21 protein-coding genes and 1 pseudogene are annotated in these 20,902 nt (G+C 44.3%); 10 read left to right on the top strand and 12 right to left on the bottom strand.

The annotated features are described in order from the left end of the window. The first annotated feature begins 263 nt into the window (after positions 1-263). Both LYNGBM3L_RS04830 and LYNGBM3L_RS04825 read left to right on the top strand, forming a co-directional pair. On the top strand, positions 264-875 hold the full coding sequence (locus tag LYNGBM3L_RS04830) for a Uma2 family endonuclease (RefSeq protein ID WP_008179757.1): 612 nt from the start codon (positions 264-266) through the stop codon (positions 873-875). 115 nt (positions 876-990) lie between these two features. Beyond that, positions 991-1,782 carry a DUF4058 family protein gene (locus LYNGBM3L_RS04825; protein WP_044492291.1) on the top strand — a complete coding sequence of 264 codons (792 nt, stop codon included), beginning with the start codon at positions 991-993 and terminating at the stop codon, positions 1,780-1,782. 258 nt (positions 1,783-2,040) lie between these two features. On the opposite strand, the gene LYNGBM3L_RS04820 is transcribed toward LYNGBM3L_RS04825, so the two are convergent. The 3 genes from LYNGBM3L_RS04820 to LYNGBM3L_RS04810 form a co-directional block, all read right to left on the bottom strand. Further along, on the bottom strand, positions 2,041-2,568 hold the full coding sequence (locus tag LYNGBM3L_RS04820) for a Uma2 family endonuclease (protein ID WP_008179753.1): 528 nt from the start codon (positions 2,566-2,568) through the stop codon (positions 2,041-2,043). 177 nt (positions 2,569-2,745) lie between these two features. Next, a complete protein-coding gene (locus tag LYNGBM3L_RS04815) occupies positions 2,746-3,027 on the bottom strand; it encodes a type II toxin-antitoxin system RelE/ParE family toxin (RefSeq protein ID WP_008179751.1) in 282 nt (93 codons plus the stop codon). Then, the gene (locus LYNGBM3L_RS04810; protein ID WP_008179749.1) at positions 3,024-3,359 is read right to left on the bottom strand and encodes a hypothetical protein; all 336 of its coding nucleotides are present in this window, start codon (positions 3,357-3,359) and stop codon (positions 3,024-3,026) included. Before LYNGBM3L_RS04810 ends, LYNGBM3L_RS04815 begins: the two co-directional genes overlap by 4 nt. A 124-nt stretch (positions 3,360-3,483) precedes the next feature. On the opposite strand from LYNGBM3L_RS04810, the gene LYNGBM3L_RS04805 reads away from it, so the two are divergent. Further along, entirely contained in the window at positions 3,484-4,305 is an 822-nt protein-coding gene (locus tag LYNGBM3L_RS04805) for an Rpn family recombination-promoting nuclease/putative transposase (RefSeq protein WP_008179745.1), read from the top strand. After that, complete coding sequence (locus tag LYNGBM3L_RS39745) at positions 4,283-4,684, top strand: hypothetical protein (RefSeq protein ID WP_131827055.1); 402 nt, start codon at positions 4,283-4,285, stop codon at positions 4,682-4,684. The genes LYNGBM3L_RS04805 and LYNGBM3L_RS39745 overlap by 23 nt, the downstream gene beginning before the upstream one ends. On the opposite strand, the gene LYNGBM3L_RS04800 is transcribed toward LYNGBM3L_RS39745, so the two are convergent. From LYNGBM3L_RS04800 to LYNGBM3L_RS04780, 5 genes are all read right to left on the bottom strand, one after another. Then, positions 4,603-5,670: a hypothetical protein gene (locus LYNGBM3L_RS04800; protein ID WP_008179744.1), complete on the bottom strand. Its 1,068-nt coding sequence runs from the start codon at positions 5,668-5,670 to the stop codon at positions 4,603-4,605. The two genes, LYNGBM3L_RS39745 and LYNGBM3L_RS04800, sit on opposite strands and share 82 nt — an antisense overlap. 1,686 nt (positions 5,671-7,356) lie before the next feature. Beyond that, complete coding sequence (locus tag LYNGBM3L_RS04795; RefSeq protein WP_008179742.1) at positions 7,357-7,590, bottom strand: hypothetical protein; 234 nt, start codon at positions 7,588-7,590, stop codon at positions 7,357-7,359. 516 nt (positions 7,591-8,106) lie between these two features. After that, positions 8,107-10,515, bottom strand: a complete 2,409-nt coding sequence (locus LYNGBM3L_RS04790) for an ATP-binding cassette domain-containing protein (RefSeq protein ID WP_008179740.1) — start codon at positions 10,513-10,515, stop codon at positions 8,107-8,109. Positions 10,516-11,127: 612 nt separating this feature from the next. After that, positions 11,128-11,646 carry a DUF8051 family protein gene (locus tag LYNGBM3L_RS04785; RefSeq protein ID WP_008179736.1) on the bottom strand — a complete coding sequence of 173 codons (519 nt, stop codon included), beginning with the start codon at positions 11,644-11,646 and terminating at the stop codon, positions 11,128-11,130. A 61-nt stretch (positions 11,647-11,707) separates the two neighbouring features. Further along, complete coding sequence (locus LYNGBM3L_RS04780; RefSeq protein ID WP_008179734.1) at positions 11,708-12,304, bottom strand: hypothetical protein; 597 nt, start codon at positions 12,302-12,304, stop codon at positions 11,708-11,710. Between the two features lie 237 nt (positions 12,305-12,541). Between LYNGBM3L_RS04780 and LYNGBM3L_RS04775 the strand changes: the two genes are divergently transcribed. Together LYNGBM3L_RS04775 and LYNGBM3L_RS04770 are read left to right on the top strand one after the other, a co-directional pair. Then, complete coding sequence (locus LYNGBM3L_RS04775; protein ID WP_008179732.1) at positions 12,542-13,150, top strand: TetR/AcrR family transcriptional regulator; 609 nt, start codon at positions 12,542-12,544, stop codon at positions 13,148-13,150. Between the two features lie 83 nt (positions 13,151-13,233). Next, positions 13,234-14,253 (top strand): ABC transporter ATP-binding protein, encoded by a 1,020-nt coding sequence (locus tag LYNGBM3L_RS04770; protein ID WP_008179730.1) that lies wholly within the window; start codon positions 13,234-13,236, stop codon positions 14,251-14,253. A gap of 23 nt (positions 14,254-14,276) precedes the next feature. Here the strand turns inward: LYNGBM3L_RS04770 and LYNGBM3L_RS04765 are convergent, their stop codons facing one another. After that, positions 14,277-14,783 carry a ferric uptake regulation protein gene (locus tag LYNGBM3L_RS04765; RefSeq protein WP_008179729.1) on the bottom strand — a complete coding sequence of 169 codons (507 nt, stop codon included), beginning with the start codon at positions 14,781-14,783 and terminating at the stop codon, positions 14,277-14,279. Positions 14,784-15,096: 313 nt separating this feature from the next. After that, positions 15,097-15,603 (bottom strand): signal peptidase II, encoded by a 507-nt coding sequence (gene lspA / locus LYNGBM3L_RS04760; RefSeq protein WP_008179728.1) that lies wholly within the window; start codon positions 15,601-15,603, stop codon positions 15,097-15,099. A 12-nt stretch (positions 15,604-15,615) separates the two neighbouring features. Between lspA and LYNGBM3L_RS48370 the strand changes: the two genes are divergently transcribed. After that, the gene (locus LYNGBM3L_RS48370; RefSeq protein ID WP_267871985.1) at positions 15,616-15,744 is read left to right on the top strand and encodes a hypothetical protein; all 129 of its coding nucleotides are present in this window, start codon (positions 15,616-15,618) and stop codon (positions 15,742-15,744) included. A gap of 31 nt (positions 15,745-15,775) precedes the next feature. On the opposite strand, the gene LYNGBM3L_RS04755 is transcribed toward LYNGBM3L_RS48370, so the two are convergent. Together LYNGBM3L_RS04755 and bioB are read right to left on the bottom strand one after the other, a co-directional pair. Beyond that, positions 15,776-16,360, bottom strand: a complete 585-nt coding sequence (locus tag LYNGBM3L_RS04755) for a biotin transporter BioY (protein WP_008179727.1) — start codon at positions 16,358-16,360, stop codon at positions 15,776-15,778. A gap of 37 nt (positions 16,361-16,397) precedes the next feature. After that, a pseudogene (gene bioB / locus LYNGBM3L_RS04750) lies at positions 16,398-17,423 on the bottom strand (biotin synthase BioB); the annotation flags it as partial. A gap of 317 nt (positions 17,424-17,740) precedes the next feature. Between bioB and LYNGBM3L_RS04745 the strand changes: the two are divergent. From LYNGBM3L_RS04745 to pstA, 3 genes are all read left to right on the top strand, one after another. Further along, positions 17,741-18,736: a PstS family phosphate ABC transporter substrate-binding protein gene (locus LYNGBM3L_RS04745; protein WP_044492278.1), complete on the top strand. Its 996-nt coding sequence runs from the start codon at positions 17,741-17,743 to the stop codon at positions 18,734-18,736. 293 nt (positions 18,737-19,029) lie between these two features. Continuing rightward, entirely contained in the window at positions 19,030-19,971 is a 942-nt protein-coding gene (gene pstC / locus LYNGBM3L_RS04740) for a phosphate ABC transporter permease subunit PstC (RefSeq protein ID WP_044492277.1), read from the top strand. After that, on the top strand, positions 19,971-20,879 hold the full coding sequence (gene pstA / locus LYNGBM3L_RS04735) for a phosphate ABC transporter permease PstA (RefSeq protein ID WP_008179721.1): 909 nt from the start codon (positions 19,971-19,973) through the stop codon (positions 20,877-20,879). Before pstC ends, pstA begins: the two co-directional genes overlap by 1 nt. Positions 20,880-20,902: the final 23 nt, after the last annotated feature.

Below are 20,902 nucleotides of genomic sequence, written 5' to 3'. Positions count from 1 at the left end.
TGAGAGCTCTCAGCTAAAGGCCTACGGCTACGCTACGGGAATAGCTTTGGAATAAAACAAGTAAGCATTGGAATAATGCTGAGTTACCTCCCAGGGTCGTTCGCACAGCGTGGCCAAACGCGCACGCGTGGCCGAAAGGCCAAGGCCAAAGCCTGTGCCACAAGGCACCTCAAGTAGCGTGAGCTTTTAGCTCACGGCTGACGGCTGACGGCTGAATGCTTACACTAGAATTATCAAAAAAATGGCTTCTTAGGAAAACTCCGATGACTGCCACTACTGCACTGCTTAGCCTCGAAGACTACTTAAGCTACAACGATGGCACTGTTCGGCGTTATGAACTGGTGAATGGGGAACTGATTGCCATGTCTCAACCCAAAGGACAACATGGTGCAATTACTGAGTTTCTCAACGATCAATATCGGGCTGAAATTCAGGTTCAGGGGTTAGCCTGGGTTTCTAAGCAAGGGTTTATTGCGATCTGCTTGCAGCAGCGCTTCGCGAACGAGTCGCCCCGTGGGGGACGTTGGGATACAGCGCGGATTCCAGATGTGACGGTGGCAACACTGGAGCAATGGGAGGGAATGCTGGATCGAGAGGCGATCATTCGTCTCAACGAATCGCCACCTTTTTTGGTGGTTGAAGTGGTTAGCGATTCGACTCGGACGACGGATTATCGCAGTAAACGAGTGGAGTATAACTTGCTGGGGATTCGCGAATATTGGATTGTCGATCCCCTCAAAAAGCAGGTTGTGGTGTTGCAGTTGGTGGATGATCTTTATGAGGAAACGGTTTTTGTGGGGGATGAGTTGATTGAATCAACTATTTTTCCCGGCTTGCAGCTTTCGGCACAGCAAGTGTTAAAAGCAGCCCTTTAGAATAAGTAATAAGTCATAGACTTTTAGCCATCAGCCGTTAGCTGTCAGCTGTCAGCTAAGTTCTAAAAGCTGAATGCTGAACGCTGAACGCTCTAAGCACCGAGGAGGAAATTTTATGCCTTCCCCTTTTCCAGGGATGAACCCTTACCTAGAACATCCAGAAGTTTGGCCAGGAATACATCACTGGCTAATTGTTGAACTAGCCAGATCCCTTTCTCCTCAACTGCGTCCCAAATACAGAGTTGGTGTTGAAGTGCGCATGTATCAAACTATTGGTGAACAATCATTGCTCGTTGGCATTCCGGATTTAACTGTCAAAGGTTCACAGGTGACAACTAAACAACTAATAACTAATGTTGCAGTTGCACAAGCTCCAACTCAACCCCAAACGGTACAAGTTCCTGTACCTGAAACTATTAAACAAGGTTATTTAGAAGTGCGAGAGGTAGCTACCAAGGAAGTAGTAACAGCTATTGAAATACTCTCTCCCATTAATAAACGTTCTGGAGAAGGACGCAAGCAATATGAAAGTAAACGAAATAAAGTCTTAGGCAGTTTCACTCATTTAGTAGAAATTGATTTACTGCGTAAGGGACAACCAATGCCAGTTTATCACAGCAATATTGAAACCCATTATCGAATTTTAGTCAGTCGAGGAGACCGTCGTCCTCAAGCTGATTTGTATGGATTTAATTTACCAGCTCCTATCCCCTCATTTCCGTTACCGCTGAAGTCTGGAGATACAGAACCATTAGTAGATTTACAGTTATTATTGAATAATATCTACGATCAAGCCAGTTATGATTTACTCATAGATTATAATCAAGAACCACTACCGCAATTGTCGGAAGAGGATCGGGTTTGGGTTAATACATGGTTAACGGAGCGAGAATTGCGATCGCACTAGGGTGGGGTAAGCATTCAGCGGTCAGCAGTCAGGCGTAGGGTGGGCAAATAATCTTTGAAACACCATTTGATCCGTTATCATGTCCATTTGCCCACCCGACAAGATCAGCGATCGCACTACAAGAGTGGTCAGCAGTCAGGCGTAGGGTGGGCAAATAATCTTTGAAACACCATTTGATCACTTATCATGTCCATTTGCCCACCCGACAAGATCAGCGATCGCACTACAAGAGCGAATAATCCCCCTCAGTTATCGCTGTCAGGTCATGGCAATTACCGCTTCCACTGTAAAGTCTGAGATAGTGTCAAGGGTGGGGAGTATGTCAGTTCCGGCAAACACCAGTGGTAGTTCTTGGTTTTCCCAAACCCAGATTTGCTGTCGCTGAATATCGATTAACCAAGCCAGCTTAGTCCCGCTGCTCAGGCAGTGCAGAATTTTGTTCTGTAGGTCTAATGTGCTTTGGTCAGGGGAGCGAATTTCAATTAACCAGTCTGGTGAACCTTGCAGGGGGCGATCTTGATCCCGGATGCGATCGCGTTTAACAACCACAATATCTGGTACAGGGGATAAGGGAGGAATGATGCACCGGAGTTCTTGAATCGCAACGCAAGCATGGGTTTGATTGTTGATGGCGTTTACAAGGTTACGCTGGAGGCGGGAATGAAACAATGTTGGCATCGGTTTTTGCTTCGGGTGTCCATGGATGAATTCCCAAGCAGGAGAAGCTTCTATGTTGGGTTGTTGGAGAAAAGCGTCTAAGGAGTTAGTAATGCTAGGTGATTGCATAATTAAGTTAGCTGAATAATGCTTAAATGATCCCTATCCAACAAATATTTCATGGCTCGTCTTGCGCTTCGAGGGGTAGGGTGGGCAAATAATCTTTGAAACACCATTTGATCACTTATCATGTCCATTTGCCCACCCGACAAGAGCGTAGGCACTACTCTACAAGCTCGCCGTCAGCTAATATACTTCATCATGAGAACCTAAATTAAGCAACAAAATAGCTTCTTCAGAATCTTCAGGATTTTCGATAAATTCAAATAAAATACGGTAGCTGTAGTCAATTGAACATGACCAGATATTGGATAAATCGCCTTTAAGTTTGTGGGTGTGTAAGCTAGGATGAAATGGATCTTCTGCTAACTGACGCACGGTTTTCTCAATTAGTGGTCTAAAATCTGGTCTTTTACGAAGTATTCGCTTTAAACCTCTTAGTGATTGGGGTGTCCAAGCAATTTTCATGGTTGATCGAGTTCTTCTAAGAATTGATCAACTGAGCCAAATTTTACTTTACCTTCCGCTAATTCTTGGCGAATTTCTTTGATTTCTTGCAATAGTATTTCTCTCCGTTGTAGATGGAATCTTTTGAGAAGAGTATCGAGTAATATCTCTTGCTCTTCTAAGGACAATTTTTCAACGGTTTCAATCGCTTGCTGAAAGGCTGAGGTTTTGAGCATACTTTCAAGATGATTTCCGGTTTTTTCTATTTTATCAAAATCAGCAGGGAGTAGGGTGGGCAAATAATGAATGTGGGGTAGGGTGGGCAAATAATTAAAGAAAGGCCATTTGATCACGAATCATGTCCCTTTGCCCACCCTACTACAAGAGCGATCGCACTTAAAGCAGCCCATTTCTTTCATGAATCAGATAGGATTGCTATATACTTAGAGTATACCACTTTTAGTGGAGAGCTAAGTAATGACATTTATCAGCCCTAAAACCGACTTTGCCTTCAAAAAAATCTTTGCCTCCCAGGAAAGTAAACCGATTCTGATTAGCTTTCTCAATGCTCTTGTCTACCACAATCAACCTCTGATCCAAGATTTGGAAATTATTGACCCTTATCAGTCTTCTCCTCTTCCAATCCTCAAAGACTCTTTCCTCGATGTGAAGGCCAAACTGAGTAATGGTTCTTTGGTGATTATTGAAATGCAGGTTTTGCAGGTAGAATCCTTTGCTAGACGAGTTTTATACAATGCTACTAAAGCTTACTCTCTACAGTTAGGTAAAGGAGAAGGCTATCGTTATCTCAAGCCAGTGATTGCTCTGACGATTACGGATTTTGTCATGTTTCCTGAGCATAATCAGGTAATTTCTAATTTCAAGTTACGAGAAGAGACTACCAACATCAACTACATCGAAAATCACTTAGAGTTAGTGTTTGTGGAACTACCGAAGTTTGAGAAGCACTTGGAGGATTTAGAGCAACTCGATGAGTTGTGGATGTATTTTTTAAAAAATGCGCCTTCCTTAGAGACGGTGCCACCGCAAATGGCGGAAATACCGGAGTTTCAACAGGCATTTGGGATTGCTTCTGAGGCGAATTTAAGCAGGAAGGATTTGGAGGAATTAGGAAAAAGAGAGATGTTTATTCATGACCAACAAGGGCTAGTGATTTTTGCTGAGAAACAAGCTAAGCAAGAAATAGCACGCCAACTTTTGCCTCTGTTAGATAATGAAACGATTAGTCAGACTACTGGCTTACCTGTAGAGGAAATTGAGAAGCTGCGAGAAGGCTAAGGGTAAGCTATCAGGGGTAGGGTGGGCAAATAATGAAAGTTTGGCAATTTCATCAGTTATCCTGTCGATTTGCCCACCCCACAAGAGCGATCGCACTTTTACCCAACAAACAACAGAGGCGATCGCATGCCGTAGGGTAGGGTGGGCAAATAATGAAAGTTTGGCAATTTCATCAGTTATCCTGTCGATTTGCCCACCCTACAATATCAGAGCGATCGCACTACATATAGTATATTATGCGATCGCACTACAGAAAACCTGCTCGCACCAAAATTGTCAGAAGTTCGGTAACCGAGTCTACTTGCCAGTCAGGTTATTGTGGGTGATAGAGATGTTGTCCCAACGGGCACCATTGGCCGATGTGGAGAAGGCAACATAACCCCCAGAGCTACGCATATCATTGATACTGAAGGCGTTAACAACATTGGTGACTGTGTTTGTCAAAGTTACTGAAATTGTAGAGCCGTCATCGGTGAGAAGCAGGTGGACTGGGTCGTCCCAAAAACTATCTCCTCCCGGTGGATCTTTACGGAAAAACTCCATGAAGGGGCCACCGAATGAGACTCCAGTATGGCCATTTTGGAAGTTATGCAATCGCAGGTATATTCCGTTACTTGGTTCGTCAAAGGAACCAGAAGGAAGTCCGTCACCACGAACTTGAAGAAAAGCAATTTCGTTAGCCGGAGTGAAAGTAATGTCTGCCTCAATTGTGAGTGGATTGTCAATACTCGGTTTGAGATTAGATGCTACAGTACGAAGGGTTCCGCGATTAGTCACACTTGCCCAACCAGCATCAGTGGCATTCCCGGTTCCACCTCCGATCTCGAAATTTGCTGAATCAAAGGTCCCACCGGTGAAATCTTCAGTAATGGAGTCTGGTTCAGAACATTTTGACGTGTATACACGGCATTTTTGATTTACCGAATCCAAATTCCAAGCTCCGCAGTTCACAATTGCAGCACATCGATCACCACACTGTTCATAGGTTCCCGAAAATGGTTCAATCGTACGAATTCTAGAAATAGCTTTACAAGTTTCTGCTGTCCCAGGAGGTATAAATCCCCATCCACCGGAGGGGTCTGGTTCAGAACATTCTGACGTGTATACACGGCATTTTTGATTTACCGAATCCAAATTCCAAGCTCCGCAGTTCACAATTGCAGCACATCGATCACCACACTGTTGATACGTTCCCGAAAATGGTTCAATCGTACCAATTCTAGAAATAGCTTTACAAGTTTCTGCTGTCCCAGGAGGTATAAATCCCCATTCAAGTGTGTCAACCTGAGCATTCCCGACTGCGTAGAATGCAGTAAACAAAACTACAACAACGAGGGTAAAAATATATTTTGTTATTTTCAACATCAGCTTAATCCTGATGAACAATAAAAGTATGAAGGAGAAGCATTGCTTGCCTGGTGCATCTCAGTTTTGCAATTAGGCAAAAATTCGGCATAAAATTCCCACACTCCTCGCGCCCGGGCCCCACACTCCCCGCGCCCGGGCCCCACACTTGAGATCTTTTTTACAAATATGAGATGCACCCGGTGTGGCCAGGTAGGGAGTCACCTGTCTCCTCAGGGGTGGGGTTTTCACCCACATCCAAAAGATAGTTAGAAATTTTGAGGGTGTATCCGATACTTTTTAGCTACCAAAATCTACCAAAAGCAAATTCTGGCTCGCCAATGCAAGATGCTTTCACATCCAGGGGGTATCTCCCAAAGCTCTTACGGAATATCCCGCGAGCGCCATAAAAATGTCAACAAATTTGGTTCCACCGGGATAGACAGTGCAACTATTAAACCCTTGGTTTTCGGTTTTAATTTAAGTTACATAATAATCTCTGTCGGTGTTACCCTAATTTAATTCTAACAAATAATAAAAGTTTTTGGTATACTCTGCAACATTTTCTCTAGCGGTTTACTAACCCTCGCGATTCCCCCAGCTCATACCCCTCTAGTTTCTAGAGGCTCCTAGCTGGAACGAGCCGCACCTGCATCCAATCTTCTTCTAGAACCAATCACTCTGGAGTCTTTCTTTTTTTGAGCTATTGTCCTAGAGGTAGAGTTAGAATATTTCGGTTTATAGGTATGAGTCCGCATAGCTAGTTCTATTTACCTTGTACCCTTGAAGAAAACAATACCAGTCGATCACATGGGTGCATCTCACTTTTGTAAATGTTCGTAGGGTGCGTTAGGGACGGGGGAGCCCTTATTTTCTTGGTAGCCAGTGTTAGGACAATCCGTCCCGTAACGCACCACCCAAACGGCAAAAATGAGATGCACTCGATCCCACCGTCTTCTAGGAGCGCGACATGGCACCCCAAACTTTAACCAACTGGTATCATAGTAATTATAGTTATCTGTTACAAGAAATCGAGCCAGTTTGTAACCTATTTATAAAAGTACATAGAAGGTTAAAAAATCCACAAAGCGTTACATAATTTGGCTCCGATACATCTGCCTTGGCTGAACTTTGTCGCTAATTCCATCTCTCCCCATTTGAAAGGGATATCCTGCTAATGGGTGGGCAAATTGGGACGGCTGAGATGAGACAACTTAAGAGGCGTTGCTGCTCGGGTGCATCTCATTTTTACTGTTTGACCCGGTGGTGCGTTACGGGACGGACTTTCCCAACATTGACGACCGATAAAATGAGTGCAAGCCCGTCCCTAACGCACCCTACGAACTCACCCAATTAATAATTCCTCTAACTATAACAAAAAAAATCGGTCAAGCTCTGGTTAACCCCAAGTCTTGACCGAATTCTTTTGTAAAGCTGAGCTCAACTCAACTCTAAATCACTGTCTTGATGCAGTCGCTCATGGGGGGGACCACGGCAGTCGCTCATGGGGGAAACCCCCAAGACCGCGCTGCCTCCCCAAGACCGCGCTGCATCGCTACTGATGAACTAATACATTCTTATCGAATTAGTCAGCAACTGCTCGAAAGCAACCACATTCTAACTCATCCTTCATCCTGATTTATATCCCTCCACAAAAAACGTTCACCATTCATAGTCGCCAGGGCTTTGCCCTGGCAATTTACTATCCTAGTCTACGTAAAAATATCGAATCAAAAAGGTCATAACCTCACCCGGTTTTCCAGTAGGCTCGGGAGTGCTCCACTCGTCTGGGTAAGCATACTTAAGGGAATAAATGGCATTAATTGTTTTGCGAACCTTTTCAGGAGAACCGATCAAAACGAGCTTGGCTTTCTTCCGTTTACGACCTTCGTTTTCAGGGGTGATATTGTCATCAGAGTTAGGTGGAAAGTTTTTAGTCATCAGTAATGACTCCTTGAAACTGCTTATATTATTAATATATTTATAAATTAATTTATTGTCAAGGGGTTTAGTAATTTTTTTTATTACGAAATATGGAGATTGTGGAGAGGTTAGAAAGAAAAGATATCCGATGATTTTTTGTGTTAATATCAGAGATTAATAGTAGGGTGGGCAGTGCATAAAACCAATTGAAAAGCTGATAATCCTAAAAAGTAAGCACTGCCCACCGACAGATTAATAGTAGGGTGGGCAGTGCATAAAACCAATTGAAAAAGCTGATAATCCTAAAAGTAAGCACTGCCCACCGACAGATTAATAGTAGGGTGGGCAGTGCATCCGACTAATTTAAAACCTGACTATCCTAAAAGTAAGCACTGCCCACCCTACATCTACTCTATATTTCTCTGCCCACCGACAGTAAATTAACTATAAAATTAATTCTCTGGTGGGCAGTGCCTCAGACTAATTTAAAACCTGACAATGATCAAAGTAAGCACTGCCCACCCTACATATTTCCTATAAAATATCCTTCCGCTTCTGTAATTTAAAGGCGATTATTAAATAAACCCCGGTGTGTAAGCACAGTAGTAGCCAGTTAAGAATCAAATTTTGCCAGGTGGCATCATAAACGGGTGTTGCTTCAAAGGGAGGAGGAGGAAGCTTCAATCCAAACCTGGAAGACTGTTCTGGTACCATGCTATTCACATTTACCAGGGCACCGTAAGCTCCCATTGACCAACGACTTACCATCAGCCAAGATAGTGTACTGGCTAATCCTTTTAGTTTAAAAATAACTCCAGAAAAAATAATCTGGGGTAGCAAAATCAATGGTATAGTATTATTGGCTTCACTTTCATTTTTAACCAATGTCGATACCATCAGACCTAAACTGGTAGCAGCGATAATGGTTAAAAAAGTAGTGATTCCCAAGCCAATTTTCCAATCCAGTAGTTCAGAGGTAGGTGGCTTAAACCCATAGAGCACAATAGTAACAATCAAGATAGTTTGTAAAATAGCTAAGCCAGACCGAATCAGTACTTTGGAACCGAGATAGGGAAATAACCCTAAATTAACCAGTCGCTCTCTCGCATAAATACTGGACTCTTTCACAATTTCTTGCAGTGAACTAGATAGTCCAACCCACAGGGCAGCACAGGTAAAAATAAACAATACTCGTAGCGCTAGAGGTGCTTGGGTTATCTCTGGAGACTTCAGTTGAGCTAAGGGGTCTTTCCCTGACAACGTCAGAATAATCAAACTAATCCCAATCGGAGCAGTTAGTAAGGCTAGGGCAAGACTTCGCATATCCCGCACTACTAGTTGTAGATAGCGCTGACTGAGCAACAGCAGTTGCTTGAGTTGCTTGAAAACAGGAATACCAGCACTTTTGCTAGGGATTGAGGTCGATAGCAACCTTTGACCAGGACTGAGGTGTGCTGAAATGTAGGTCTTGTAACCAGGTGAGCTGAGAAACCGCTGATGCCAGTGTTCACTATTCTGCTCAAGTTCCTCCGGTGTTTCCCCTTGCTCTAGCTTCAGGTAAATATCAGGGAAGTATCTTAAGTCTGGAGATGGCATCTTAAAAAAGTCCATCGCTTCTGTGGGAGGACCAAAGTAACACAACCGTCCACCCCGACCCATAAAGGCAATGCGATCGCATACGTCAATATTCGCAGTAGCATGAGTCACCAGCACCACAGTTCGTCCCTGATTCGCTAATTCTCGCAATAGCTGCATCATTTCCTTATCCAGTCCTGGATCTAGACCAGAAGTAGGTTCATCCAGAAAGAACAGTTTCGGATCAGCCAATAATTCCACAGCAATACTGACTCGTTTCCGTTGTCCCCCACTCAGATTACCCACAACCGTGTTTCTCACAAAATCCAGTTTGACTTGTGACAAAGTTTGCTTCACCACCTGTTTCACATCAGTATCTGGTGGTAATCGTAATTCACAGGCATAGGTTAATACTTCTTTTACAGTTAAATCCCGATGCACAATATCATCTTGGGGAACATAGCCAATTTGTGAGCGGTACTGATTAAAATGCTGTCGCAAATCTTGGCCATTGATAAATACAGTACCTTTAGTAATTGGTGCAATTCCTAATAGAGTTTTCAGTAACGTAGATTTACCAGTGCCACTACCTCCTACCAAAGCCACTAACTGACCAGGTTCAATCGGCATAGAAACGTGATTCAGGATAGTGCGTTTTTTGCCTAATTTATAATTAACCTCGCGCAGCAATTTATCAGCATCAATCCGAATTTGATTACCTTGGTCAACTAATTCTAAAGTATCCTGCCTCAACAGTAATATAAACGGACCAATCCGAATCGTATCCCCATCCTTAAGTAAAACTGGTTTATGGATTAACTTGTCATTGATAAAGGTACCATTTCTGCTATAATTATTAATCTGATAATTGCCTTCGTAAATCTTGATAAGGGTAGCGTGAAGGGAGGAAACTGTCGGTGCATCTAATGGCCAACAGTAGGAAAGTTCAGGATTAGGAGAACGACCCAATTGCACTGGCCAATTTTGCACACTTGCCAAGGAAAGCTGCCGTTTATTTGGCGTCACCCTTGGTTGACTATGGGCAGGATTAAAGTAAGTGAGGCGAATGTAATCCCGAGGATTTTGTCCAATGGTCAACTCTAAGCCATGTTTCAGAAGATACCCATCAGTGATGCGAGTGTGGTTAACAAATAGTCCATTAGTACTTGGATTTGCCCCATCACCATCAAAAATCCGATAATCCTCTCCCTCTTGAAGCAGAAAAGCATGGCGTTGGGAGACAATAGTCCAGCCTGTTTCAGGAATATCGAAATCTGACCAAGTGCGATCGCGTCCTAATCGATAAAATCCTTTCTCAAGAGAAAAACGAAGTACTTGACCTTGATTGTTTAGCTCTAGATATATCATTGTCATATATAGCACTCTCAATCGGATGAGGTACCTCGCCCTTAGGGTTTTAGGGAGCTAAGGCCGTGGGCCACGCTTACTGGCTTTGCCAGACGCTGCGCGAACGCGCCCCGCGTGGCCTACGGCCAAACGCGAACGGAGCAGCGGTAAGAACCTTGAATGTACCTCATAGCTATGATAAACGCTATATAATTTTTATTTGAGATGTAAACATAGGATTGATATAAAAAGCAAACATATTCCTTCTAATTCTTAAGCATTCAGCGGTCAGCAGTCAGCGGTCAGCTTTCCTTAACTCAGATTAAACTAATGGTTATTTTTGTTATTCAAAAGCTGTTCGGTGTAGCTTGCCCTATGCCCATAAGCTGATAGCTGGTAAGCATTCAGCCGTCAGCCGTCAGTGGTCAGTGGTCAGCTGATTTTATTCAAAAACACCTCAAGTAGGGTGGCACAGGCTTCGACGCTGTGATCTAAGCCATAAGCTGATAGCTGATAGCTGATAGCTGATAGCTGATAGCTTACGATAGCTGTTACCGTAGCCTGGTACAGGCTTCGACGCTGTGCCACAAAGCTGATAGCTGACAGCTGAATACTTACGAATGTTAGGCACTGTTAGCTACCTATAGCCGATTTCGTAGCAAAGGTAATAATGCCAACACCAACAATAACCAAAAAGAAAGCGAAATATACAAACGTCTTTGAATAGGGTTTGCTTTCTATTACTTGCTCCTTGCCACTAGTGTTACTCGTCATAGCTCCGCGAACAGAAAGAAATAGTAAAGGAAGAGAAACAATCATTCCCAATACTTCAATTACAAATAGCGCCTGAGGCATGGGATCTGGCGAAACTGGAAAGAGTGTTCCTAAGTCTAGGGCGTATACGATAAAATAGGACATAGCACATAAGCTAGACACAATGAACGCCCACTTTAAATCTTTGAAGATAAAGTAAATAATTAAAAGGCTGACTATCTCTAGGGAAGTTAAGAAGGTATTAAATGCCCCCAATATCAAGGGGTCAATGTGTGAGAAACTCCTTGTTTCAATTGAACCACCAGGAATTAGAGACCCCAACAATCCAAAAGATAAAACCAAGAGTGCAGATACCAGATGTCTAATAGTTATTGTCATTGTAATTACCTCACAACTAGAATTATTCCTGTCAAACACCACAAATCAGTACCAGAAAATCTTATCGCGTTTCCCTAGGGCGATAAGGGGTTTCCTTAAGCAAATGACTGACTAATATTTTTAGAAAAAACAAAGGGAGAAACCATTCCAAACCAGGCATTGGGGAAAATAGATAGCGATCGCCCAACAGCCCTAACCCGTAAAGCCCTAGGGCTACTGGACGTTGAAGATAGAGGGGAGACCGCAAAATCAACACTGATGCCCCCAACAGGTAGCTGGACACACCGATCAAGAACCCCCAATCTCCCCCACGAAATAGCAGCGCCACTAACAAGACATGGATCACATGAACAGACACAAATCCTAAATGCTGCTGCCAACCCTGTTCCGGTCGGTGATACCAACCCTTAGCGGTGGAAGTGGCATTGGTGAGGAGACCCCCCACTAAATCAAGGCCAAGAACAGCAATCAGTCCTAATTGCAACGGGCTCCACTGTATTGGGAGGGTCAGCGCGTAGGTTGGAGCTGCTACCAAAGCCACCAGCGACGGCACAAATTGTATCAGCAACTCAGCTTGGGTTGCCCCTGGTCCGGTGAAGCGATCAAGCCAACCTTTGAGACCAGAGCGAGGGGAGGGACAAGTCAGCTCAGAGTGCATTAGCTTAACCTCATAACAGTTGTTATGCTAACAATATAACAACTGTTATGATAAGCTGTCAATAGGCATTGAGACTTTGTTTATGTCCCACTTTATATCTGGTGTTATCTGGTTATAGCAGTCGCCAGGGCAGTTAGGACATCGACATTAGTCTCACACCCTTTGTAAGCGCAATAGTTTTACTTCTGACTTCTGACTTCTGACTTCTGACTTCTGCTATAGTTCCCTTTAATGCTCATGTCCCAACAGGATCGCCGCCTTGAAGTTTCTGAAGCCGCCTGGCGAGTTATTGTCCGAGAGGGGTTAGATCGCACCAGTATGCGCGCGATCGCCCAAGAGCTGGGTTGCACCACCGGAGTTGTTACTCACCACTTTCGAGATAAGCAGGAGCTTATTCTGTTTGCCCTTAATCAAGTAACTCAGCGTCTGCAAAAAACCATGCAGGCTGCAACAGAGCACGCTAGGGGAGTCGATCGACTGGTAGAAATGCTATCTGCGTTTTTGCCACTAGACACTGAACGGCAAGATATTCTCAAGGTCTGGGTGGCCTTTTTGGGGTATGCCATTGGACGAGAATCCCTGATGGCTGAGCATCAACATAGTGCTGCTCAGCTCCGTCAGGTGATTATTCAAGAGTTGAAAGCTCTACAGTCAGCCAAACTGATTCGACCTAACATAGAGCCAGAGTTAGAAGCCAACGCCCTGTTAGCCCTGGTCAATGGGGTTAGCCTCGACTCCCTGATTCAAGCCAAACGCCTTAGCCCTGACCAGCAGCAGATTGTAATTCGGCGCTACGTTAACGAGTTACTGTCTACCCATGCTATGCCTGACTCTGGTAATCCTTAATCAAGACAAGTTGGTGTTGTCAAACATTAAAGCAATGGCATGTGAACGGCTAATATGATTGCGATTAAGCATTAAACAATCACATGACAGCACCACAGCTAGACAACCCCAAGCCCAACCCACAAAACAAAAGTCTCTTACACATAGAAAACCTACAGATGCACTTCCCCATCACCCAAGGAATCATCTGGCAAAAGCAAATTGGCTCCATCAAAGCTGTTGATGGACTCAACTTCGATATCAACCGTGGCGAAACTTTAGGCTTAGTAGGAGAATCTGGCTGTGGCAAAAGTACCACCGGACGAGCGATCCTACAACTATACCGTCCGACAGCTGGTCATGTTTACTTTGAAAATATCGACCTAACCCAGCTAGAGGCTGAATCCCTGCGCCAGATGCGCCGCCGGATGCAAATGATTTTTCAAGACCCCTATGCTTCTCTCAATCCCAGGATGACCGTAGGAAGTATTGTCGGTGAACCCCTGCAAATCCATGGGTTAGCCATCGGTAAACAAAAACAAGAACGAGTCCAGTCCTTACTAGAGGTGGTAGGACTCAATCCCCAGTTTATCAATCGCTATCCCCACGAATTCTCTGGGGGTCAGCGTCAGCGGATTGTGATTGCTCGCGCCTTAGCTTTAAACCCTGACTTTATAGTATGTGATGAACCGATTGCTGCTTTAGATGTATCCATTCAAGCCCAAGTCGTTAACTTGATGCAGTCGTTGCAAGCAGATATGGGCTTAACTTATCTATTTATTGCTCACGATTTAAGTATAGTGCGCCACATTTCTGACCGGGTGGCAGTAATGTACCTAGGCAAAATAGTAGAACTCGCAGATCGCGTCTGTTTATATGAGAACCCCTTGCATCCCTATACCCAAGCATTAATCTCAGCCGTACCAATTCCTGACCCTGAACTTGAGCGTCAACGGGAACGTATTATCCTAACAGGTGATGTACCCAGCCCCAGCAATCCCCCCAAAGGTTGTCGGTTTCACACTCGCTGTCCTATGGTAATGGATACTTGTCGGCAAGACCCAGAACCAGAGTTTAAAGATGCAGGTAGAGGACATTATGTTGCTTGTCATTTAGTTCATTGACAAAACGACAACCACTCACAAAACTAATGTTCGTGCATCGCAATGGATCGAGAGCAACGCCAATTACTCGGTAGAGCCGAAGGCCATCCCATGCGCAGGGCTTCTGGGCAAATGGTATGAATGGTCAGCTGGCAATCAATCAGCTGCAAGCCTTCTTTTTCCACCTGCTTCATCCCTTGTTTCAAGATTGAGTCATTCTTGAATTCAACGGTCTGGTTACACTGAATACACACCAGATGATGGTGATGATGGGGAAAAGGCTGATTGAGTTCATAATGTTTATGCCCTTCTGCCAACTCCAATTCCCGCAGGATGCCCATCCGTGACATTAACTTAACGCTACGGTAAATAGTAGATAAGCTGATTCCTTCTGCTCGTTGCTCGAGCAATTCGTGAAGTTCCTCAGCACTGAGATGGGTTCCTCTCGGTAAATTTTGGAAAACGTGGAGAATGGTCTCCCGTTGTGGTGTCATACGCCAACCTCGAGCATTGAGTTCGGCCTTGAGTGAAGCAGCTGTATAGTTAGCCATGGTAACCCTCTCAAAAACGAGCCATTATTGACAATATTAAATAATTATTTCTCTCACTTGCAAGAAAATTTTCTAATTGAGAATAAATAGTAAAGGATTATTGGTTACTTTTGAGAATAGGGCAGGCACGGATCGAGCTCGGATACAGGGATACGCCGAAAATACCAAATCCAGCACGATCCGGATTTGGCAAATAAGTTAGGAAAAGGGCGAATAAGGGAAAGACGGGGCACAGAGGGAAGACAGGGCACAGGATTATGGAAGCAGATTGGCCATAACCCTTGTGTATTGTGGCTTGTAAGTTATGACTATGTTATTGTCCCCTCTCCCTAGATTTTGGAGATTGATGCTTAAAACTTGCAATAAGCAAGCATACAATACCTAAGTTGATACACACATCGGCCACATTAAATACCGGGAAGTTAATCAACCGAAAATGGAGGAAATCCACAACGCAACCCGTTACTGTCTGGTTATCTACCAAACAACTGTTGAAAAAACGGTCTATGCCATTCCCTAATGCTCCTCCCAGTATGAAGCCATAACCAAGCTGTTCCAATCTAATCAGCTTTGGTCCAAACCAAGCTAGAGCGATTAAACCAAGACTGACGGCTAAGGACAGCCAGCGCAACCAGCTGCCGTCTTCACTAAAGAGACTGAAAGCGGCACCAGTATTAGTAAAATAGGTAAAGTGAAACACCCCTTGCCACAGGGGTAGAGTCTCTTCCAATTCAAAATTCTGCACCACCCAATATTTAGTCAGCTGATCCAGAATCAGACCAATAGCAGCAGCAAACCAACACAGGCGGTTTTTTTTCATTAGTCATTAGTCATGATAGCATTTATTGATTGGGTGAGGGACTTACTAGGAGTCGGTAGTCGGGAGTCGGGAGTCGGGAGTCGGGAGTGTCAAAGCCGTTTTACACATCTAGTGAGTAGCCGTTCGTTAATTAAACCTTAGCAATTAACAAATTTATTTTTACCAATGACTATCAATAAAACATCAACTGCCGTAGAGCAAATGCCACAACGGTGACAGAACAAATTACCACTAGCTGACTCGGTAAAGGTGAAATGGTATATTTCATGATGGCTTCCATGAGAGGCTCAGCCCCAAGCACTGACCAATTGATGCCGTGGAAAATCATCAAATAGCCGACACCATAGGCATGGATGGTTAGTAAACCACATAGGCAGCTAAATGCCAATGTTTCGACTCGTGGTTGTACGCGAAAGGCTAAAAAACCACACACCCAGGCTCCGGCAATAAAGCCTAGTATGTATCCAAAGCTGGGTTCCTTGATATAGCCAATACCTCCACCTTGAGTAAAGACTGGGAGGTTCAACCCGATCACAACATAGGCAATTTGAGAAAGAGCACCAGCATTTCTGCCTCCTAAACAAGCAGCTAGTAGGACTGCTCCAATCTGATAGGTAACCCCTAGGGATATAGTTTGAACACCTTGAGTTGACCAATCCCAGGGTGGATTGGAGACAAAGAAGGCTTCTAGAAACGTGCCGCCGATTGTCAGCAGCAAACCAATTATGGCCCACAAAATCTCATTGGGAGCAGACACAGTTACATCGATAATCTATTTATTCTGGCTATTTATTCTAAGAGTTATATTCTCCGGGAATCGGAGCTTCACCACCGGTTAGACCCAAAGAGTCCAGCATAGCGTGGTCTTGCTCTGGTGGCTGTCCCAGAGTGGTGAGGTAGTGTCCAATCAGCATAGCATTGATTCCGGATTTTAGCCCTTTTGCCTGCAATTCACCCATCACGGCTTCTCGCCCACCAGCATAGCGCAGGATTTGCTTAGGTAGGATCATCCGGAAAATTGCGATCGCTTTTAGTGCTTCATAGGGGTCTAGCTTCCCAGATTCTCCCAAAGGGGTTCCAGACCGAGGATTGAGCAAGTTCAGGGGTACTGATTCCACCTTTAACTCCCCCAGGGCTAGAGCTAAATCCACTCGGTCTTCCCAGCTTTCTCCCATGCCCATAATGCCACCAGTGCAGGCTTGAATCCCAACTGCTTTCAAGTTCTGGATCGTCTCGACGCGATCGCGCCAGCTGTGAGTAGTGACAATTTCTGGGAAAAACCGCTCTGAGGTTTCTAAGTTGTGGTTGTAGCGAGTTACCCCAGCTTCTTTCAGGGCTTGGGCTTGTTCCGAGGTCACTTCTCCCAAAGCACAGCAAGGCTTAATGCTGGTTTCGGCAATAATCTCCCGTACCGTTTCCAGAATTTGTTCAAACTCTTTCGATTTAGGACTACTGTACTTTGGTCCACGTCCCTGACTCACTAGGCAAAAACGTTTGGCTCCAGCCGCTTCAGCTGCCTTAGCTTGAGCCATAATCTCTTCCTTAGACTTAAGACCATAAATCGGGGAATCAACGCCAGGATGGTGAGCCGACTGGGCACAGAAGCCACAGTTTTCTGAGCAGCCGCCAGATTTGACATTGACGATACTACACAAATCCACGGTATTACCACAGCAGGCTTGGCGCACTTTGTCAGCTGCTTGGCACAGCAGCAATATATTATCTTGCCCTTCGAGTTTGGTCAGGGCTAAGGCTTGCTCTCTAGTAATGCGATCGCCTGCAATAATCCCCTCAGTTAGCTTTTGTAGCCACTGATTCAGGGATGCTGGGGATGTTAAGCATTGTTCTGGTGTACTTCCTGGTGTACTTGCTAGTGTACTTGCTGGTGTAGTTGATAAATCTACAGATAGACCTACAGCAGTTGACAAAGGTGCTTGAACCACAGTATCTCCCACATATATCAGCTTTAAAGGCACCCTTCACTATACCACCTTAGAGTAAGTTAGCTAGTGAAACCTACTACACCAACTATAAATTTAACCTTTTCTTAATTAAAATTTAACCCAAAGCTTAACCTAGTCTTGATGATGGAGCGCTACACTCCGGCTGTGACGCCTAAAATAATTAAGCCAATTCCATGTTGTCTCAAAAGAATTCTTTATTGTCAATAGCATTGATCACCACCTTAGCCGTGGGCATTACATCCTGTGGTGGTGGTTCAGCCCCCACAGCTACAGTTGAGGTAGATGGTTCCAGTACCGTATTTCCCATCTCTGAGGCAATGGCGGAAGAGTTCCAGAAAGCCAATCCGGGAATCAAAGTTACCGTCGGTATCTCTGGTACTGGTGGTGGATTCAAGAAGTTTTGTGCTCGAGAAACGGATATTTCCAACGGCTCCCGTCCGATCAAAGCATCAGAAATAGAACTTTGCAAGAAGGGAGGAATTGAGTACATCGAATTACCCATCGCCTTTGATGGACTTTCTGTGGTAGTTAACAAAGAAAATAACTTTGCTAGCTGCCTAAAAACCGCTGAACTCAAAAAAATCTGGGAGCCAGCAGCTCAAGACAAAGTCAACAACTGGAAGCAAATTCGTCCTGGTTTCCCTGATACCAAACTAGGACTTTATGGTCCAGGAACTGACTCCGGAACCTATGACTACTTTATGGAAAACACGGTTGGTAAAGACGCTGGCTCTCGGGGCGACTATACCGCTAGTGAAGATGACAATTTGCTGGTGCAAGGGGTATCTACTGATAAGGGTGGACTAGCCTTCTTTGGTTACGCCTACTACGAAGAAAACAAAGATAAACTCAAACTGCTAGAGATTAATGGAGGAAGTGGTTGTGTTGCGCCTAACAAAGCAACTATTGCCGATGGGAGTTACAAACCTCTATCTCGCCCAGAGTTTATCTATGTCAATAAAGAGGCGGCGAATCGACCGGAAGTTAAAGCTTTTGTAGAGTATCATTTGGCAGCAGAAAATTCTAAATTAATCTCCGAAGTTGGCTATGTGCCCATGCCAGAAGACATTATGATGCTGGTGAGAAAGCGCTTTAGCGAAGGCACAGTCGGTACAGTCTTTGCTAATGCTCCTAAAGGATCCAAAGTTAAAGAGCTATTAGAGAAATAAAGAATAGTAAAGGATTTCTTAAAGTCTGAAGGATGAAAGATGAAGGATGAAGGCCGAAAAAATACAAGTTGCTAAGTCACCTTGCTTGTAAGTCACCTTGATAGATATCATAAGTACATCTATCAGTATAATTATTTCATTCCTCACACTTGATTCCTCACACTTGATTTCTCACACTTAATTTCTCACACTTCATCCTTCATCCTTTATCCTTTATCATTCGCACTTCATCCTACCCTTACAGAACGCTATCAAGCGAACACACTTGCTCCTTCACACTTAAAACTTTACCAATGACTACCACTCCGCCATCTTTTGAGTCATCAGACTCTGAGATGTTTCGACCAAACCGGCAATTAAACAAGCGGGTAGAACTGGTAGTAAAAATAGTTTTTGCTACCTTTGCCTTTGTTTCTGTCGCAACTACCATCGGCATTGTTCTAACCCTAATATTTGAAACAGTAGCATTTTTCCAAGAAGTATCACTCTGGAAATTCCTGACTGATACAGCATGGACTCCCTTGTTTGCTAATCCCAAATTTGGCATTTTTGTACTGATTAGTGCCACCTTCCTGACCTCTGTAATCGCGCTGATGGTGGCATTACCCTTGGGATTGCTGGCAGCTATCTGCTTAAGTGAATATGCATCTCCTGGTATCCGTCGTTGGCTCAAACCTGCCCTAGAAATATTAGCAGGGGTTCCTACGGTAGTATTCGGTTACTTCGCCCTGATGCTAGTTAGCCCCTTCTTAAAAACATTTATTCCCGGGTTACAAGGATTCAATGCCTTAAGCGCTGGGATTGTTTTAGGAATAGCCATTATTCCCATGGTAGCTTCCCTCAGTGAAGATGCTATCTATGCTGTACCCAATAGTTTAAGACAAGGTGCTTATGCCTTGGGGGCAACTAAACGAGAAACCATTATCGGAGTAGTAATACCAGCAGCATTATCTGGAATTGTTGCTTCCTTCGTACTAGCGGTTTCCCGTGCTGTGGGTGAAACCATGATTGTTAGCATTGCTGCCGGTCAAAATCCCACCTTAGGAGTAAATCCCCTAGTACCAGTGATGACCATGACAGCCTATATTGTTCAGGTCAGCTTAGGAGATACACCAGCAGGTTCCCTAGCCTACAAAACTATTTTTTCTGTAGGCATGACCCTGTTCTTACTTACCTTAGCCCTAAATATCTTTAGCTTTTGGTTTGTCCGCCGCTTTCGGGAGAAATACGACTAATGGCACAAGACCTAAAACCTCTAGGAGACGATTCCCCAGGTTACTTCAACCTCGCGCTACCCAAGCGCTATAACTTTGATAAAATCTTCGCCATTGCTGCCTGGGTTGCCATCTTTTTTGGGCTAGTGATACTGGCAGTATTGCTGATTGATGTTTTTCTCGATGGTCTGCCCCGGCTTAATGGACAATTTATCAGCAGTCCTCCCTCCCGTAAACCAGACCAAGCTGGTATTTTTCCTCCCTTAATCGGTAGTGTATGGCTGTTGGTGATAACAGCAATGGTCTCTTTTCCCTTGGGAGTAGGGGCGGCTATTTACTTAGAAGAATATGCCACTGACAACCTGTTGACCCAGATTATTGAAATCAACATCGCTAACCTCGCTGCTGTACCTTCAATTATTTACGGCTTATTGGGGTTACAAGTGTTTGTTCGGTGGTTGGCTCCCATTACTAATGGTAGGAGCATACTAACTGGTGCCCTAACCCTGTCGTTGTTAATTCTGCCTATCATTATTGTTGCCACCCGTGAAAGTCTACGGGCAATTCCCAACAGTTTGCGTCAAGCGGGTTATGCCTTAGGAGCAACTCGTTGGCAAGTGATTCGAGAGCATATTTTTCCTCTCGCTTTACCTGGTATCCTGACAGGAACTATTTTGGCACTGTCAAGGGCAATTGGGGAAACTGCTCCTTTGATCACTATCGGAGCCTTGAGCTTTATTACCAGGCCGCCCATGAACCCACAAGATCCATTTACTGCACTGCCAATTCAAGTTTACAACTGGATCTCCCGTCCCCAAGAAGCCTTTCACACTAACGCGGCAGCGGGAATTGTGATGTTGATGATAGTGCTGTTGGTCATGAATGCTGGAGCAATTTTCCTACGCAACAAATTCCAAACCAATAGATAGTAATTTACAATACCCACTATTAA

This window comes from Moorena producens 3L (assembly GCF_000211815.1).
GTDB classification, from domain to species: domain Bacteria; phylum Cyanobacteriota; class Cyanobacteriia; order Cyanobacteriales; family Coleofasciculaceae; genus Moorena; species Moorena producens.
This window is presented reverse-complemented; position numbering and strand designations above follow the sequence as displayed.